The following is a 17,655-nucleotide window of genomic DNA, read 5'->3' as shown; positions in this document are numbered from 1 at the left end:
ATCCTTTTGTTTAGTTTCTTTTGGTTTAGGCAAGACGGCTTCGCTTTTCACTTTACCATAGCTGCTCCTCGGTTTCCTTTCCTAAATAAAAAAACACGCGAAAAGTGCGTGCTTTTAACAGTTTGAAGGTTCTTTCTGTTGAAGGGAAGGGACGCTGAATTCTTGTTTGTGTTTAGAGATTCTCGTGCCCGCTTCTCCGTTTAATGCCTTGGCAGCGTCCTGTAAGGAACAGATGATGGATTCCCCTCCAAGCTCAGCAAAGGAAATCGCAGCCTCCATCTTCGGCCCCATACTGCCAGCAGCAAATTGACCATCGGCCACATGTTGCTTTGCTTCGAGTACGGAGATTGCTGTAAGCGCACGCTGCGTAGGCTTTCCATAATCGATGTAGACGTTTTCAACATCCGTGACAATCATAAGGACATCCGCCTCCGTCTCAAGGGCTAGCTTCAACGCGCTTCGGTCTTTGTCAATAACAGCTTCCATGCCGATAAGCACGCCCTGTTCGTTTTTGACGACTGGGATGCCCCCGCCTCCACTTGCGACAACGATCGTTCCCACCTTCGCTAGTGTACCGATCGTGTCCGCTCCGAGAATCGACTGAGGCTCCGGGGAAGGAACCACCCGGCGCCATCCTCTTCCTGAGTCTTCTACCATGGCCCAGCCCTTTTCCGCTTCTAATTCCTTCGCCTCTGACTCAGAATAAAATCGGCCAATAGGCTTGGTTGGTGTGAAGAAAGCAGGGTCTTTTCGATCGATAACGGTTTGTGTTAGAAGGGAGACGACCTTTTCGCTGCGGCCGCGCCGACAGAGTTCATTTCTTAACGCTTGGTCGAGCATATATCCAATAAACCCTTGGGACTTTGCACTGCACACATGGAGGGGCATTGGCGGAACAGCGGTCTTTGCTTCCTCCTGCTGTTTTAAAATATTGCCTACTTGCGGACCGTTGCCATGGGTGATGGTCACTTGGTCACCACCCTCCAGAATATTCACAATCACACCGCAACTCGCTTGGATGTTGCGGTACTGATTTTCATAGGTCGCTTTTTCTTGAGCTGGCAGAATTGCATTTCCACCAAAAGCGAGCACAACATTTCTATTCACTGGGCTTTCCTCCAATCTGTTTGTTTTCGTAAAACAACAAGTCCAGTAAGAATTCCAAAGAGCGTATCGGCTCCAGAGGTGTGACCGGTAGCAAGCACAGAGTTGATGGCGTCCTTAAGCTCCCTCTGCTCCTCGCGCAAACTTGCACGAACAGTTGCAGTCACATCACTTGGATACAGATGATCGACTGCATGGAGGAGAGCATTCTTGCTAACATCCGTTGTCACACCAGTGCGAGCTAAGCGGGCGATTGCTGATCGAAACCCGTCCCCAAAAAGCGCCGTCGCTGAGTCCACAGCAAGCCAACCGATTAAGAGATCGTCTCCGCTCGGGGTTAGCCCTTTTCCTCTTCCCATCAGAAACCTGAAGTCGTTCTCGTTCACTTCACCGGTAAGACAGTGCTCGAGGAGATGGGCAAGCTGCTTCTCAAGTGGATGAGTCATAGGCATCTTTGCTAGATACCGCTCAATAAAGCCAAGGCTGTTGATTTCCAAGCCGTTTTCTTCGCCACGCTCCTCAACGACGCTCAGAAAAAACTCAAGCGTGGGGAGCGAAACATCGGGCTTCTTCTCTTCTTGCATAAAAGGGACGGCATGGAGCTCTGCCTTGCTCACATCCAGTCGTAGCTCTTCTGCATTGCAAACTAAACGGTTTCCTTGTTGCGTAAACGTCATATGAGGATGGACGTTTTCTCTTAGCGACTGCCAGGGCCCTTCTTCCACCTGCATTTCGTAAGGTAGCTTTTTCTCCCTCTCCATCCCTAAAAACAGCCAAGTACCGGTATCTAAAACAAGGTTCATACCGCTAGTAAAAACGCTATGCACGCAGGCTGTAGATGCCGTTTGTAAAGCACGTGCGGCATGAGTTTCCAACGCTTTGATAGGAACCGTCACCATTAATCAATCAGATTTAGCTTTTTGGCGTACGCTTCCAGCGCCTTCTCAAAGCAGGCGAGCGGCGCGCGTACAGTCCCTGCGCCAATTTGTCCAACGCCGGCGTTTTTATGCGCAATGCCCGTATTGATGATAGGGGCAATACCGGTTTCTACGACTTTGCGCGCATCAATGCCGAGACAAGCCCCTTTAAAGTCCCATGTGGGAATCGAGAAGTTTGCGTTGTGAGCGATGCTGATCTCCGTCATCTCATTACTGATGGCGAGAGCATCCTCAAAGCCACCAGCTCCAAGAAAGCGTGTGACTCCTGGCGCAGCGACAATCACCATTCCACCAACGCCAAAGGTTTCCGTAATTGCCGAATCGCCAATGTCCGGATTGGCCTCTTCTTGGGAGTAGCCGGAGAAAAACAACCCTTCTGGTGTGTTCACAGGTGCGGTAAACCACTCATCCCCGGTCCCGCTCATTTTAATCCCAAAGTCTCGGCCATTGCGGCTCATCGCTGTGATGACTGTCCCTGATTCAATCGTACGTGCGCCGTCCATCACGGCTTTGGCCATCGCCATCGCGATGTTCAAGAAAAACTGGTCCGTATCGGCAAGAAATTGAATCACTTCCTGCTTCTGTTCGGCTGGAATATCAAGTCCGACGATATACGGACTAAGTTCCTTTAAGAATAGAGCCGAGGCAGCAATGTTGCGCTGGTGAAATTCATCGCCCATTGTGATCGCTCTCGCAACAAGAACATTTAAGTTAAGTCCTTCCGGCAACTGCCCCAGTGCTTTTGAAAGCGTGGGACCGAGAATCGTTTGCATCCAGACAAGACGCTCGACAACTTCTTCGGAGTACGCACCGAAGCGAAGCACCTTCCCTATGCCTTCATTTAAGATGCAGTAGGCGGTGTTGTTCTCAGCCTTGTTTTTAACGACGAGCACAGGCATATTCATTGAGGTGATCCCGCCCATTGGTCCAACCGCATCAACCGAATGACACGGCTTAAAGCGAATGTCTCCGGCTTTCAGCATGCGTTCCGCTTCTTCGGCAGTACTCGCCCAGCCTTCAAATAATAAGGCGCCAATACATGAGCCCTGCATTGGCCCTGTCATCTCTGAATAGGCAATTGGAGGACCCGCGTGAAGCAACTCACGCTCCCCTAATGCCTCCATCACATGATGGGCAGGCGCCACATCCACTAAGAAAGGGGTGGAGCTAGAAATTTTATCGATGACGGCCTGGTTGGCCTCGTTTACCGTTGGATACGTTGTAGTTCGCATTCCCGTTCCTCCTTAGCGCAAGAGCTGTAAGATTTTTTGCATACGTTCATTCCCGCCGGCAACCGGGCGCCAGTCGTATTGAACGCAAGTCCCGCCATGGGTTTCAATTGGTTCTACAAAGTTCGCGAGGCCGACGTTGATCACGCGAGGCTTTTCTGAAATGAGCGCACGTATCGCTTCACTTGCCGCCACTCGATCTGTTTTCTTCAATACAGGGAGCGAGACCTTTTCTTTCTTCGGAACCTCAGCACCAAGAAGAGCAAGGGCTGCTGAAACGGCTTCCTCGTTGCTTTCTTTGACAATTACACCCGCCGCTTCGAGCTTTGCTTTTTGTTCGTCGTATGCTTGCACGTCCGCTTTCGTGCCACAAAGCACGGCAACGTAAGCTTTCTTGTCTTTCCCTTGCTCAATCGCTGGAAGAATCGCGGAAGCAGGGTCGCCAAAGGCACCGTATCCGAGAACAACATCAAAGAGGACAACGGCCACTTTCGGATCCACGGCTGCCTTCTCAAAGTATTCGATTCGCGTTGTTGGATCAATCATCGGATGCGGTCGTCCTTCTGTATACATGTCGTCGCCAAGGTCAATGATTTCATGACCCTTCGCCTTCAGCATGAAGCCCTCTTCGTGAACAACACCTTCTGAAAGAGACAGCGCCGAGCTTGCAAGCACTGCCGCTTCTGTGGCAAGCGTCCCACCTGAATACAAGCCAGACAAGACGCCTTCCCGGTTCTCACTGATATCAGGAATCCCCACTTCCTCATGATGGGGGTCATTCCCTTTTGCTAGGTTTAAGGCCAGATGCGCGGCTTCATTTAACGTGTACGCAAGATAAATACCTGCTTCGTCATGAACGGCAGGATCATCGCCAACAAAGCTGACAACGACCGGTTTTGGTGAAGCCGCTAGACGTTCGAGCACCTGGCTCCGAACCGATTCTGCCGGAGGCTTCGATACGAGCACAATCACGTCCGTCCCTGCATCCTCCTCAAAAGCGGCCAAGCTTTGAAGCATCGTCGTTGCTCCGATTTCCGCTGAGAGGTCCCTCCCGCCTGTACCAACCGCGTGACGAATGCCGCCACCGCGCCGATCAATGAGTGTCGTTACTTCCTGAATGCCCGTCCCAGAGGCGCCAATCACTCCAATATTCCCTTCACGTACTACGTTGGCAAAGGCAAGCGGCACACCGGAGATGATGCCCGTTCCACAGTCAGGACCCATGACGAGCAGACCTAGTTCCTCCGCCTTTCCCTTCAACCTCTCTTCGTCCTCAAGCGGCACATTGTCACTGAAAATAAACGCATGCAAACCGAGATCGAGGGCGCGCTCTGCCTCCCCTGCTGCGTACTTTCCTGGAACAGAAATGAGGGCAAGGTTGGCGTTCGGCAGTGTTTCTGTTGCTTTCTCCCATGAACGCACACGCGAGGTCTGGCTTCCCTTTGATTTTACCGATTGGTTCTTCAAGAAGTGCTCCACTTCTGCCAGCACTTCATCGACTTTGTCGGTATTGTCGGTGTCAACGACGATGCACATATCGTTTGCGCCCGCTTGATTCAATTCCTCTGCAAACAATCCTGTGTTCTTAAAAATGTCCTTGTTGGCATCCGTTCCCATCATGACGGACGCCCGTTCAATCCCTTGTAGGCTTGAGACCTGATTGGTTAATAGCATGAGATTCACCGAATCCTGATAGCTATTTGTTTTAATCACCGCGTGTAGCATCGTCTTCCTCCTCTACTTCGCAAATGGGTCTTTTTGATCGTAGGCACCATAGTGAATTGCCTCGTCGATTAAATAGTCATACACGTCGTCGACAATCTCGATGCCATGAATCTCTGACTCTCGCTCTTTTCGTGTGCTGTTCTCCCCGGGATACTGAACGCGATCAAATCCAGGTGCAGGCTTTGATTCATTGAGTTCCTTCATCGTTTGAGAGATATAGGTTCGAAACAGCTCAGGGTTTGTAAACTTCGCTGGGTCGATGACGATGTGGAGTTGCCCGAGTTCCCTGCCCACCGTCAAATCGTGGTACATCGAGGACACATGCTTGCCAAACGGCAGGCCAAGAAGAATGCCGGAGAGCACATCGACCATCATCATCAGCCCGTAGCCTTTAGGTCCGGCAATCGGCAGAAGCGCATTGACACTGAATGGATCGGTTGTTGGAGCTCCTTCCGCGTCCACCGCCCACGTATCAGGAATAGCCTCGTTTTTTGAGCGTGCATGCAGCACCTTTCCCCAGGCTTGGACGGTCGTCGCCATATCAAAGGTGATCATTTCATCGCCCTCGCCTGGCGCTGCAAAGGCAATCGGGTTTGTTCCATAGTAAGGTTCGGACCCACCGTAAGGGACCACCATCGGATCGGACTGGCATAATGAAATGCCGATCAAGCCCTCTTTCGCTGCCTGCTGCACAAAGTAGGAAAGGGCACCGCTATGGCCGATGCGCCTAATGCCGACAATCGCTGAACCGGTCTCTTTTGCAAGCGCAATCGCTTCGTCCATTGCTTCTTTTGCCGCTACGTGTCCAGCACCATTATCTCCATCAAATATAGCTGTGCTTGCCCCTGTTTTGTTATAAACGAAATGAGGGTTTGTGTTCGTTCCGCCTTTCGCAATTCGTTCCGCATAATACTGCACACGCATAGCTCCATGAGAATGGACCCCTCTCGCATCTGCGTGAAGGAGAACATCGGCTACGCCTGCCGCGTGTTTATCGGAAAGACCGGCCTTTGCTAGCTTCGTTTTCATCAAATTATGGAGCTCTTCTTTCGTTAGCCTCATCACCTGTCCCCCCCTAATCCAATGCAACGTCGCGGTTGCAGTCTTTTGAGTACACATACGCAAGCGGCTCCCGTCCAACCGCATAAGCAGCCTGAGGACAGTACGGTCCGAAGAAGATGTAGTCTTCTTTTTTTACGGGAATCCATTCACCGTCGAGCAAATACATGCCTTCACCTGAAAGCAAGTACGCCCCATGTTCCTGCACATGCGTTTCCACAAATGGGTGGCTTGCTCCAGGGTAAAACAAGAGAATATGGACGTTCATATCAAACGCCAGATCCGTCGGGAGAAGGTCTTTGAGCTTCACCGTCTCCATGTCCTCAAAATCAATCGCGGCCACATTGTCGGCATGCCCACTGACCGTCCACGGGCTCTTCCCGGCAAGTGGGCGATGCTTTTGCTTGTAAAGAAAGACGCAAGAAACCCCATTGTTTGCATTTTTAAAGGAAAGGGTCTTCTCTGGTGGGCAATACAGATACCCACTGTTTGTCAGCGTATACGTTTGCTCCCCGTCTGTCGCTTCAATCTCTCCTTCCAACACAAAGACGAACGTCTCTACATCGTTCTCTTCTCCGAACCCATTTGTCTTCCCGCCTTCATAAAGTGTGACAATATAATCGGCAAAGCTCGCCCCCAGCTTCGGCGAGGCAAGAATGGTGAGGTCGCAGTTTTCAAAGCCAGGTATAATGTTCTGTACGCGACCTTCTGGTGGAATGAGCGCAAAATGGCCGTGCTTAATGACCGCTCTGCTTGACAGCAAGTCCGTTGGATATCCCATTCCCATCGAAAATTCCTCCTTTAGTAAGCGAGTTCAAAAAGCGTTTCTTGTAGAGCATGAACACCGGCAAGCAAATCGGCTTCGTCCGTATGCTCAAACGGCGAATGGCTGATGCCTTTCTTACTTGGCACAAAGAGCATCGCCGTTGGCACTAGAGGGGCAAATACCTGTGCATCATGGCCAGCCCCGCTGTGCATCGTTTTATAGGAGAGGGCAAGCTTGTCGCACACGCCTTCCATGAGTGTGACCACTCTCTCACTCATCGGCACCGGTGGGGCATCCATCCAAAGATCGACGTCAATGCCAATGCCGGCAACTGCCGCCTTTTCCTTCATGTTTGCGATGACCATTTCCGAAAAAGAAGTCAATGCCTCCTGATCCGTGTGGCGAATGTCGACGGTGAAGGTTGCTTTGCCGGGAACCACATTGACGACATTCGGGCCTAGCTGCAGCTGCCCAACGGTAGCGACAAGAGGGTCCCCTGCTTCTCTCGCCTGATCGAGCGTCTCTGAAATGAGTTCACTCGCAAGATGCATGGTGTCTTTGCGGTAGCCCATTGGCGTAGTTCCGGCATGATTGGACTCCCCTGTGAGCGTGATTGTCAGGCGACGCTGGCCAACAATGCTATCTACGACTCCGACAGAAAGGCCTTCCTGCTCAAGCACATTGCCCTGCTCAATGTGAAGCTCCACAAATGTGGCGATGTCCTCTCGTTTCGGCGTTAGAACGCCAAGTTCATAGCCGGATGCGCTCATTTCTTCCTCAAAGACAGCGCCACTGGCATCAACAAGGCCCCGAACGTCTTCGGCTCCAACCTGATGAACGATGCTCTTGCTCCCCCACATAGCGGTGGGGAAACGACTTCCTTCTTCTTCCGCAAACGCAACGAGCTGAAGACTCTTCTTTGGTACCCCGCGCTCACGAACGAGTTTTTTAATGGCCAGGGCGCCGCCGATAATTCCATACTGCCCGTCGTAATAGCCACCACACCGAACCGTATCAAGGTGGGACCCTGTAAGGATGACCTCTTCTGGTTGTTCACTCCCTTCAATGGTTGCAAACAAGTTGCCAACATGATCTTCATGTGTGCGAAACCCTTCTGCCTCAAGCCATTCTTTTAACGCACACTGCGCGTCCTTCCACTCTTTTGAATAAAGAAAGCGTGTGATGCCACCATCCTCGTCCTTCCCATATTCACTTAGCCAGTTCAGTTTCTCTAGCAGTTCTGAGCCCGTTGCGTTCATTGTCGCATCTCCTTTCAACGCCATTATGTTCTTCATGCTTTTTAGTTACTTTCAGTATAGTCAGACGGCAACTTAAAATCATTGTGCAAGTTCACTAAAATTTGTTGAGTATTTTATTTATTACAGCTGATTCTGAAATTGCTTTTTCTTTTTTAGTTATCTTCACCTAAGCAATTGTACAAATCGTCTAAAATGAGTTAGGCTTTGTTCAACTTGTCCTGGTTTTGCGGCTCATATTTGTCGAATTCCCCTAATGAGTTTTCTGATTAATCTAGCTAAAATAACGACTAAGCATTTAAAATCTCTGTGAAGGAGAGTGGATATGGAGAATCGAAAACCGCACGAAGAACCTGTGAAGAAAAAGAGAGGCATGCCCCATATTTACGTGATTCTGTTTGTGATTAGCGGAATCTCAGCCATTATGACTTACTTCATTCCCCCTGGAGAGTTCGAGCGCGTTCCCGGGCCAAATGGCAGAGAGTCAATCGACCCCAATTCGTTTACAGAGGTTGACTCCTCCCCTGCCTCACTGATGGACTTTATGCTGGCGATTCCACGAGGGATGGGGGACGCGAGTGAAATCATCTTTTTCACATTCATTATCGGCGGGATGTTTATGGTGTTGCGTCACACGGGGATTATCGAAATCGGCGTCGACCGACTCGCGCGTAAATTCCAGTCGAAGAGTATTCTCATCATTCCGATCTTAACGACGCTATTTGCCGCTGTAGCGACAACGATTGGAACTCCTGAACTTTCCCTTGTTTACATACCGGTATTGATCCCACTCATGATTTCGCTTGGGTATGACTCAATGTCCGCCGCCGGTATAGCGCTTATCTCGACAGCACTTGGCTTCACCGCTGGTTTGATGAATCCCGGTACTGTTGGCATTTCACAGCAAATTTCTGGGCTCGAAACCTATTCAGGCATTGGCTTGCGCTTGATTGTCTTTATCATCATCGTCACCATTGGCAGTCTCTACATGATGCGCTATGCTAAGAAGGTCAAAGCAAACCCAAGTCAGAGCTTGACCTATGACGAAGACAAAGAAAAACGCGCCCGGTATGAAAACGAACTAACCAAACCGCTTAAGCCGCTGCAAAGACGTCAGATGATAGCGATTATCACGCTTCCTGTGTTCTTTGGGATCCTAGTCTATGGCGTAACACAACTCGGCTGGTTCATGCTTGAGATGTCTGGCTTATTCATTTTCATGGGCGTCATTGTTGGACTGATCGCAGGGCTTTCGCTGACAGGAGTGTGCGAGGCGTTCACGGAGGGCTTTCGTGAAGTGCTCATGGGTGCAATTATTATTGGGATTGCCCGCTCGGTTGCCATCGTGCTAGAAGACGGACAGATTATGGACTCGATTGTCTACGGACTCGGCCTTGTTGTCGGCGAGCTTCCCGGAACGCTCACCGCTATTGGCATGATGCTTGTCCAGCTCGTAATTAATTTCTTTATCCCTTCAGGCAGCGGGCAAGCGCTCGTCACCATGCCGATTATGGCACCACTGGCAGACATTGTCGGCGTAACGAGACAAACGGCGGTTCTCGCCTTTCAGCTTGGCGATGGCTTTGCCCATATTCTTTACCCGACTTCCGGTTATTTTATGGCGGCGCTCGTTATTGCCGGGATTAGCTGGAGCAAATGGGTCCGCTTCTTTTTCCCACTCTTTTTGATTTTCATGGGTGTGGGAGCCATGTTTTTAATTTATGCTCAGACCACCGGATGGACCGGGTAAGATTGAAGGAGGATACACGGGATGCTGGATACACTCATTACAGGAGGAACGGTCGTTTTGGGAGACGACGTACGCGCGGCCGACATCGGCGTGAAAGACGGCAAGATTCACATGATTGCTGAATCGATTCCGTCTGCACTTGCAAAGAATGTCTTGCAAGCAGACGGCGCGTACGTTCTCCCTGGAATGGTGGATAGTCATGTTCACCTTTCCGAGCCAGGACGCGCCGAGTGGGAGGGATTCGAAACAGGGACAAAAGCACTCGCTGCAGGCGGGACAACGACTTATGTCGAAATGCCTCTCAACGCCTTGCCCGCCACGACAAATCGAGATCACTTGCAACTGAAACTCGAGGCGGCGAAAGGAAAGAATTACGTTGATTACGCGTTTTACGGAGGATTGACGCCCTCTAACCTGCATGAAATTGAAGAGCTTGCGGATGCTGGCGTTCTTGCTTTTAAATGCTTTCTTTCCACTTGTGGGTCCGATGAACCCGGAGATTTTCAAAATGTCGATGATTACACACTCTTCAAGGGCATGGAACTTCTTGCAAGCAAAGGGCAATTGCTCTGCATCCATGCGGAAAATGCAGAGATGACGGATGGGCTGACCGAAGAGAAAATCAAGGCGGGCGCATTGAGCGCCTATAACTATGTGGATTCACGACCAATTGTTGCGGAAGTCGAGGCTGTCAGTCGCGCTTTGCACTTCGCAAGAGAAACAGGCTGCCGTCTTCACCTTGTTCACATTAGTTCTGCCCAAGCCGTTGACCTCATTCAAGCTGCCAAAGCCGATGGCGTTGATGTCACGCTTGAATCATGTCCACATTACTTTGCTCTGAATGCCGATGATCTTGCAGAGATAGGCACTCTTGCCAAATGCCAGCCGCCACTCCGCTACGCAAATGAGCAGGAAGCGCTTTGGGACCGGCTGCTCCACGGTGAGATTGATTGGCTAACGTCCGATCACTCTCCGTGTACTCCCGATCTAAAGGAGGGCGACCTCTTCAGTGCCTGGGGCGGCATCTCCGGTTGCCAGAATAACGTTGACTTGATGTTTGACCTTGCTGTTAAACAACGAGGGCTCTCACTTTCCTCCTTTGCCAAACTCATTGCCACAGCTCCCGCCAGGCGCTTTGGGCTGACACACAAAGGAGAGATCGCCCTTGGCAAAGATGCCGACTTCGTATTCGTTGATCCGAACCAGTCTTACAAGCTAAGCACCGAAGACCTTTATTATAAAAACCCTCATAGTCCTTATGTTGGGCGGACGATTGACTGTCGCGTCACTCGTACTGTGCTACGAGGCGAGACCGTGTATACATGGGCAGAGGGGATTACCAGCAATGCGAGAGGAGAGTTTCAGCACTAGTCATAGGAAAAGAGAAAAAAAGCAGAAGACTTCCTTCCGTCTTCTGCTTTTTTTCATTTATGATTTTTCCCTTATCAAAGAACCAACAAGGAGCGCCGTCCTCAGGCGTAGCGAATCCAGCGGATCACGTAGTACACACCCAAGCAGCGTTTCGATTTTCTCAATCCGGTATTTCACCGTGTTGCGATGAACATACAGCTTTCTTGCCGTTTCTGAGATCTCGCACTGGGCATCTAAGTACACATGCAACGTCTTGGTTAACTCTTTCATTTCCTTTGACTCTGGATGTGCGAGCGACTGCAAAGTATTTCGGTAAAATTCCTGCAAATTCTTCTGCGGCACCATTTGCAAGAGTTCCTTCATCTCACGAACCTTGTACACTTGCACGAAAGGTGTAGAGTGATAGCTGCGACCGGTTTGCAACGCCTCGAGAGCTTCATTGTAGGAAGCGGCCAGATTTTGCAGCTGCTGGATATAATTACTCACCCCGAAAGAAAGTTCTGCCCCTGTCGCCGCAAATTGCTTCTGCAAGGCATGCAGAAAGTTCTTCACTTCTTCAAGCACTGAATCGTCGTATTGGTCAAATTGCAGAACCATGGCGACATAGGTTTCCTTTGTAAACAGCACTCCCTCGAAGGAATGTTCCAGCATCGCGTCTTCCAGATGTTCTAGAATGAACCGGTGGGTCTCAGCAACCGCTTTGTCATTCCAATCACGTTGCCCAGATTTCTGTGAGTCACAGACTGCCATTATGCTAAAAACATTCTCCGTAAGGCCATAATGAGCGCAGCGGCTACGCATTTCTGAGCCCGATTCAATTCGGCCCTCAATTAAGTCGCTAAAAAAATTATTTTTCAAGATCTCAACGTTTTCTTCAATCGCCTGTTCCTTCAAAAGCGTGAAGGAAAGCACATTGGCCGCTTGCTCAACCGCAGTCTCAGAGAGTGGATAATCAAGCGTAACGGCATTGGCAATGACAAGCATGTTCGGTTGCTGCCGCTTCGTTGGCACCGGAAAAGTGGTCACGCTTTCTATTCCTTCAACTCCGGTCATGAACGTCTCTCCCTTTTGCGCCTTATCGGGGTTCTGCCTAACCACCTGCGTAATCCGTTGTTTAATGCTCTCATCCCATCGACGGGAAAGAGAATGAGACTGGCTCGCTATAAGTGGTTGCCCGCGGTGATCCAAGAGCAGCGTCGGTCGCTCGATAAAATAACCAATTTGTTCGACGAGCGACTGCAAACTGTAGCCTTTAATCATCATGCTTGAAAACTTTCGATGAAGATGCATGGCGTAATAAAGCTGTTCTGCTTTCGCGTCATTAAGCAGGTTCAGAATGTTTTGCGAAAGTTCCCCAAGCGTCTCCTCCATGGGCACATCGATTATTGGAAAGGCGAGCGAATCCGCTAGAAGCTGTACTTCTTCTGGCAACGTGAGAAGGTAGCGCTGAAGTTTAATGATGATGCCCGAGCAATTGCGCTCACTCATTTGCTCTACCAACCGACAAAGCGCTCCAGGCCTATCCTTAAACGCATACCCAGAAGTTAAAAGGAGCTCATGGACATTCAAAAAATTAATGGCGTCTGGTGTATCGGATATATTAACCGTCTGGACTCCCCGGCTCAGCCCTCGATGGCCGGCAAGAACGGTCGCCTCTTTCAACTGATCAAGCATAAATAGGTCATTGACTGTTTTCACAATTGCCTCCCCTCATTTCAGCAGTCCATTTATTATGGTTCATCATAGCAATAATGTCTAAACCAAACAATGTATTTTTCTGATTTTAGATAGGTTACACAATGACTTTTTCCTGCCAATTCGCTATGATTGAAAAAATACACAACGTTTGCAGTCAGGCAAGGAGGTCCATCTATGAACACAAAAGAACTACATCCGTCTACGAGAACCATTATGACTCCAGGTCCTGTTGAAGTTGACCCCCGTGTCCTGCGAGCGATGTCCACTCCCGTGATTGGGCAGTTTGACCCTGAGTTCCTTGACATTATGAACGAAACCATGGGCTTGATTCGCGATTTGTTCCAAACGGAGAACCACTGGTCTTACACGATTGACGGGACGTCTAGAGCAGGCATAGAAGCTGTCCTTTGCAGCATCATCGAGCCAGGAGATAACGTTTTTATTCCGATTTTTGGGCGATTCGGTCATTTACTTACAGAAATCGCTGCACGTTGCGGGGCCGACGTTCACAATGCTTCCGTCGAGTGGGGCACTGTTTTTGACCCCGAAGAACTCAAGAAGAAAATTCAAGACGTGAACCCTAAAATCGTTGCCCTCGTCCACGGAGAAACCTCCACAGGGCGTATGCAGCCACTTAAGGAGATTGGGCAGTTCTGCCGCGATAACGACATTCTTTTTGTCGTGGACGCCGTTGCCACGGTAGGAGGCATTCCTTTCAAAACCGATGAATGGAACATAGACGCGGCGATTACTGGAACACAAAAATGCGTCTCCGCCCCATCGGGAATGGCGCTCATTACTTACAACGAACGGATTGAACACGTTTTGCTTGAGCGAAAGTCGATTGAACAAGGGCTAAGCGAGAGCGGCACAAATCCACGGCGCATCCACAGCAACTACTTTGACTTAAGCCAGATCCAGGATTACTGGACGCCCGATCGCCTCAATCACCATACAGAGGCAACCTCAATGCTCTATGCCGTGCGTGAAAGCTTGCGCTTCATTAAGCAGGAAGGAATTGAAAATCGTTACGAGCGGCATCGCATTCATAGCGAGGCCTTGAACATAGGACTCGAAGCGATGGGTATTTCTCTCTATGGAAACAACGAAAACCGCCTTCCGTGCGTAACGGTCATCAATGTTCCTGAGGGCATCGAAGAAACAGCCATTCGTTCAACGCTTCTTGAACAATTCGGGATTGAAATTGCCGGCTCCTTTGGCCCACTAAAAGGGAAAGTGGTTCGTATTGGCACCATGGGCTTCAGCTGCCGCAAAAACAACATTTTACAAACGCTTGGGGCCCTAGAATCGACGTTCACCTATCTCGGTGTCCCGGTCAATCAAGGCGAGGCCGTTCAAGCGGCCCTGCACTACTACGATCAACTGCCAGAACCAGTTTCTTTATAAGAGGATGTTCAAAAAATCCGGGAAAAGTAGCTGTCGAATCTCTTCGTTGGCTCGCTTCTGTGCTCTTTTTGTCCTCCTTTTCGAACACGCACTCTAAGATAAAAGCAAGGGATGATGGCGTTCCCTTGCTTTTTTATGGAGGTATCCTCATGAAAGAATTGGCACAGCTGAAGTCTTGGGTCTCCGGCCTTCAATGGCTCTTCTTTATGTTTACCAATACCGTTGTTATTCCCATTACGATCGGTGCAGCTTTCACCCTTCCACAAGCTGACATTGTCACACTCATGCAGTACTCGTTTATCGTCACAGGAATTGCCTGCATCATCCAAGCCGCCTTTGGTCATAAGCGTGCACTAATGGAAGGGCAGTCCGGTCTTTGGTGGGGTGTGATCCTCTCACTAGCCGCGATTGCTCCCGCACAGGGGATCTCGCTCACAACCGTTGGCGGAAGTCTTGCCGTTGGCATCATCCTGTCTGGGCTCATTTCGGTTCTTATTGGCTTAACCGGCGCCGGCCCTGTAATCGGGCGGCTATTCAAACCAAATGTGATGGGTGTCTTCATGCTACTCTTTGGATGCCAAATTCTCGGTCTATTTATGCAAGGCATGCTCGGCATTCCCTTTGGCGCGGATCAAGCGAATGCCACGATTAACGGGTCGGTATCCCTTCTGTCTATTGGACTTGTAGGACTCGTCATTTGGATTAGTGTCAAAGCGCCACCAAAATACCGCCCGTACGGACTTTTGACGGGTATCCTCGTTGGCTGGCTCGCCTATACGGTTCTTTTCAATGGCGCAACTTCAACCGTCGAAGGGATTTCCGGCTTCAAGTGGGAGCTATTCATTCTCGGTGCCCCTGAATTTCATGCGGGCATTATTTTAACGGCTGTAGTAACCGGACTACTCAATCTTGCCAACACCTACGGCGCCCTCAAAGGAACCGAGGGTATGTATGATACCGTCACATCGAAGAGCGAATACCGACGCTCGTTCACCATTACCGGCGCTTTCGCATGCCTGTCCGGTTTGCTCGGTCTCGTGCCAAACGCTCCCTATGTCTCATCGATTGGGTTTTTAAGCCAGACACGCATCTTGAGGCAGCTGCCGTTCATTCTTGCTGGTTTTCTGTTTTTTCTTATTGGCGCTGTCCCTTTTTTCGCACGTATTTTCTCAACAATTCCGCTTAGCGTGGGAAGCGCGGTTCTCTTTGTCGCCTATCTTCAGCTGCTCTTATCGGCGTTGAGTTTCTTTAAAAACGTTCATTACACGAACGCAACCATTTACCGGACCGCACTTCCTGTGTTCATTGGCATCATTATTATGACCATGCCTGCGTCTGCCTTTTCAACCTTGCCTAGCCTCTGGCAGCCGCTATTATCAAGCGGGTTGCTTGTTGGATTAGTGCTGGCCATTGTTTTAGAGAATGTTGTGCCGTGGGATCAACTTGAGAGACCGACGTAAAGTTGGGCTGACCTATGAACAGTAGAGGCGGATAGGAAATCTATACAAGAGAAAGCTTCAATCAATCCCCTCTGACTCTAAAAGGTCAGGGGCCTTTTTGTTTTTCCCCTATCAAGTATTCAGCAAAGACCGATTCTTTGTAACGCAAAAACCTTCTCACTTTTTTGGCTTTACGAACTTGCCAAACAGAGCTATGATAATGAGTAAGTTTAATCGTTCCAGGAGGTTTGGTACATATGAGTGTTACATTTGATGCCCATCACTATCCACATACCGCAAGCCGGAATGTAATCTACGGGAGGAAGGGGATGGTTGCAACATCACAACCACTCGCTGCGCAAAGTGGACTTGAGATCCTAAAGCAAGGGGGGAATGCCATTGACGCAGCGATTGCTACAGCCGCTTGCCTCACGGTCGTGGAGCCTACTTCTAATGGCATCGGCTCCGATGCATTTGCGCTCGTTTGGGTCGATGGGAAGCTACACGGCCTTGACGCTAGCGGACAAGCACCGAATTTGCTTACGCGGGAAGCCGTAAAAGAAGCAGGTTTCCACGACGCTTTGCCGAAGCATGGCATGATTCCTGTTACCGTTCCAGGGGCCCCGGGTGCGTGGGCTGCGCTTTCCAAACGCTTTGGTAAGCTCCCTTTAACCGCTGTATTGACGCCAGCCATCGCCTACGCGGAGGAAGGCTTTCCCGTCTCTCCTACACTCGCAAAGGCATGGGCTAGAGCTTACAGCCTCTATAGTCAGTCGTGGAAGGAAGAAGAATTTTCCTCTTGGTTTGAAACGTTCACCCCAAACGGGCGCGTACCGCAAACGGGAGAACTTTTTCGTTCACCCGGACATGCGAAATCGCTCCGTGCCATTGCTGAATCAAACGCAGAGTCCTTTTACCGTGGAGAACTCGCTGAGAATATTGGTCAGTTTTTCCAGGCACATGGGGGATTTCTTAGAAAAGCAGACCTTGCCGCGTTTCAGCCTGAGTGGGTCGATCCAATTCACATTAACTACCGCGGTTACGATGTCTGGGAGATACCACCTAGCGGTCAAGGACTCGTCGCCTTAGAGGCACTCAATATCTTAAAGAGCTTTGACTTTCACGAAAAAGAAACGATCGATACCTACCACAAGCAAATTGAAGCAATCAAGCTAGCGTTTGCTGACGGGAAAAAGTACATTACCGAACATAAAGAGATGTCTGTCTCCGTAGAGGCGATGCTGTCAGAAGCATATGCAGAAGAGAGACGGTCACTCATTGGTGAAGAAGCGATCACACCAGAACCAGGCAACCCACCGTCTGGGGGGACCGTTTACCTTGCAAGCGCTGACGGAGATGGGAATATGGTGTCTTTTATTCAATCTAATTTTTCGGGCTTCGGCTCTGGTATCGTCATTCCGGGAACTGGAATCTCGATGCAGAATCGCGGCTCTTCGTTCTCCATGGATGAAACGCACGCCAATTGCCTAGAACCCGGCAAGCGTACGTATCATACGATCATCCCTGGCTTTCTGACAAAGGGAAGCGAAGCAGTGGGTCCGTTCGGAGTCATGGGCGGTTATATGCAGCCTCAAGGGCATGTGCAGGTGGTCATGAACACCATTGACTTTGGACTCAATCCACAAGCTGCGCTTGATGCGCCGCGCTGGTGTTGGAATGAAGGAAAATCGGTGTCAGTGGAAGCCGACTTTTCCAATGCCCTCGCAAAAGGGCTCGCACGGAAAGGTCACGATATTCAGATTGCTCTTGAAGAAGGTGGATTTGGCCGTGGCCAGATCATTTGGCGTGATTCAGCCACCGGGGTATTGGCTGGTGGGACTGAGTCGAGAACGGATGGAGAAGTCGCAGCCTGGTGAGCTCGGCAAGCATATGAAACCCGGCCCATGAATTTT

The 17,655-nt window shown here is 50.1% G+C and carries 13 protein-coding genes; 5 read left to right on the top strand and 8 right to left on the bottom strand.

The features are described from left to right. Positions 1 to 114: 114 nt before the first annotated feature. From arcC to allC, 7 genes are read right to left on the bottom strand one after another with little or no spacing between them, the layout of a single operon-like run. A complete protein-coding gene (gene arcC / locus AVZ68_RS10830; RefSeq protein ID WP_059104563.1) occupies positions 115 to 1,107 on the bottom strand; it encodes a carbamate kinase in 993 nt (330 codons plus the stop codon). Then, positions 1,104 to 2,003 (bottom strand): oxamate carbamoyltransferase subunit AllH family protein, encoded by a 900-nt coding sequence (locus tag AVZ68_RS10825; protein ID WP_059104562.1) that lies wholly within the window; start codon positions 2,001 to 2,003, stop codon positions 1,104 to 1,106. Before AVZ68_RS10825 ends, arcC begins: the two co-directional genes overlap by 4 nt. Beyond that, positions 2,003 to 3,274 (bottom strand): YlbE family protein, encoded by a 1,272-nt coding sequence (locus tag AVZ68_RS10820; RefSeq protein WP_059104561.1) that lies wholly within the window; start codon positions 3,272 to 3,274, stop codon positions 2,003 to 2,005. The genes AVZ68_RS10825 and AVZ68_RS10820 overlap by 1 nt, the downstream gene beginning before the upstream one ends. 12 nt (positions 3,275 to 3,286) lie before the next feature. Beyond that, positions 3,287 to 4,996: an acyl-CoA synthetase FdrA gene (gene fdrA, locus AVZ68_RS10815; protein WP_059104560.1), complete on the bottom strand. Its 1,710-nt coding sequence runs from the start codon at positions 4,994 to 4,996 to the stop codon at positions 3,287 to 3,289. Positions 4,997 to 5,008: 12 nt separating this feature from the next. Next, positions 5,009 to 6,058, bottom strand: coding sequence for an ureidoglycolate dehydrogenase (gene allD / locus AVZ68_RS10810; RefSeq protein ID WP_059104559.1), 1,050 nt, complete (start codon positions 6,056 to 6,058; stop codon positions 5,009 to 5,011). Positions 6,059 to 6,071: 13 nt separating this feature from the next. Beyond that, a complete protein-coding gene (gene allE / locus AVZ68_RS10805; RefSeq protein WP_059104588.1) occupies positions 6,072 to 6,836 on the bottom strand; it encodes a (S)-ureidoglycine aminohydrolase in 765 nt (254 codons plus the stop codon). A 20-nt stretch (positions 6,837 to 6,856) separates the two neighbouring features. After that, entirely contained in the window at positions 6,857 to 8,080 is a 1,224-nt protein-coding gene (gene allC, locus AVZ68_RS10800; protein ID WP_059104558.1) for an allantoate deiminase, read from the bottom strand. Positions 8,081 to 8,402: 322 nt separating this feature from the next. On the opposite strand from allC, the gene AVZ68_RS10795 reads away from it, so the two are divergent. Beyond that, positions 8,403 to 9,827 carry a YfcC family protein gene (locus AVZ68_RS10795; protein WP_059104557.1) on the top strand — a complete coding sequence of 475 codons (1,425 nt, stop codon included), beginning with the start codon at positions 8,403 to 8,405 and terminating at the stop codon, positions 9,825 to 9,827. A gap of 21 nt (positions 9,828 to 9,848) precedes the next feature. Further along, entirely contained in the window at positions 9,849 to 11,198 is a 1,350-nt protein-coding gene (gene allB, locus AVZ68_RS10790) for an allantoinase AllB (protein WP_059104556.1), read from the top strand. A 57-nt stretch (positions 11,199 to 11,255) separates the two neighbouring features. On the opposite strand, the gene AVZ68_RS10785 is transcribed toward allB, so the two are convergent. After that, positions 11,256 to 12,896 carry a PucR family transcriptional regulator gene (locus AVZ68_RS10785; protein ID WP_059104555.1) on the bottom strand — a complete coding sequence of 547 codons (1,641 nt, stop codon included), beginning with the start codon at positions 12,894 to 12,896 and terminating at the stop codon, positions 11,256 to 11,258. Between the two features lie 174 nt (positions 12,897 to 13,070). On the opposite strand from AVZ68_RS10785, the gene AVZ68_RS10780 reads away from it, so the two are divergent. From AVZ68_RS10780 to AVZ68_RS10770, 3 genes are all read left to right on the top strand, one after another. Further along, complete coding sequence (locus tag AVZ68_RS10780; protein WP_059104554.1) at positions 13,071 to 14,303, top strand: pyridoxal-phosphate-dependent aminotransferase family protein; 1,233 nt, start codon at positions 13,071 to 13,073, stop codon at positions 14,301 to 14,303. Positions 14,304 to 14,452: 149 nt separating this feature from the next. Then, complete coding sequence (locus AVZ68_RS10775) at positions 14,453 to 15,763, top strand: uracil/xanthine transporter (protein WP_180316696.1); 1,311 nt, start codon at positions 14,453 to 14,455, stop codon at positions 15,761 to 15,763. A gap of 236 nt (positions 15,764 to 15,999) precedes the next feature. Continuing rightward, complete coding sequence (locus AVZ68_RS10770) at positions 16,000 to 17,619, top strand: gamma-glutamyltransferase family protein (protein ID WP_059104553.1); 1,620 nt, start codon at positions 16,000 to 16,002, stop codon at positions 17,617 to 17,619. Positions 17,620 to 17,655: the final 36 nt, after the last annotated feature.

The organism is Shouchella shacheensis (assembly GCF_001484965.1).
Classification (GTDB): Bacteria; Bacillota; Bacilli; order Bacillales; family Bacillaceae_D; genus Shouchella; species Shouchella shacheensis.
The sequence above is the reverse complement of the archived record's forward strand: the minus strand, read 5'-3'. Positions and strand labels throughout refer to the sequence as shown.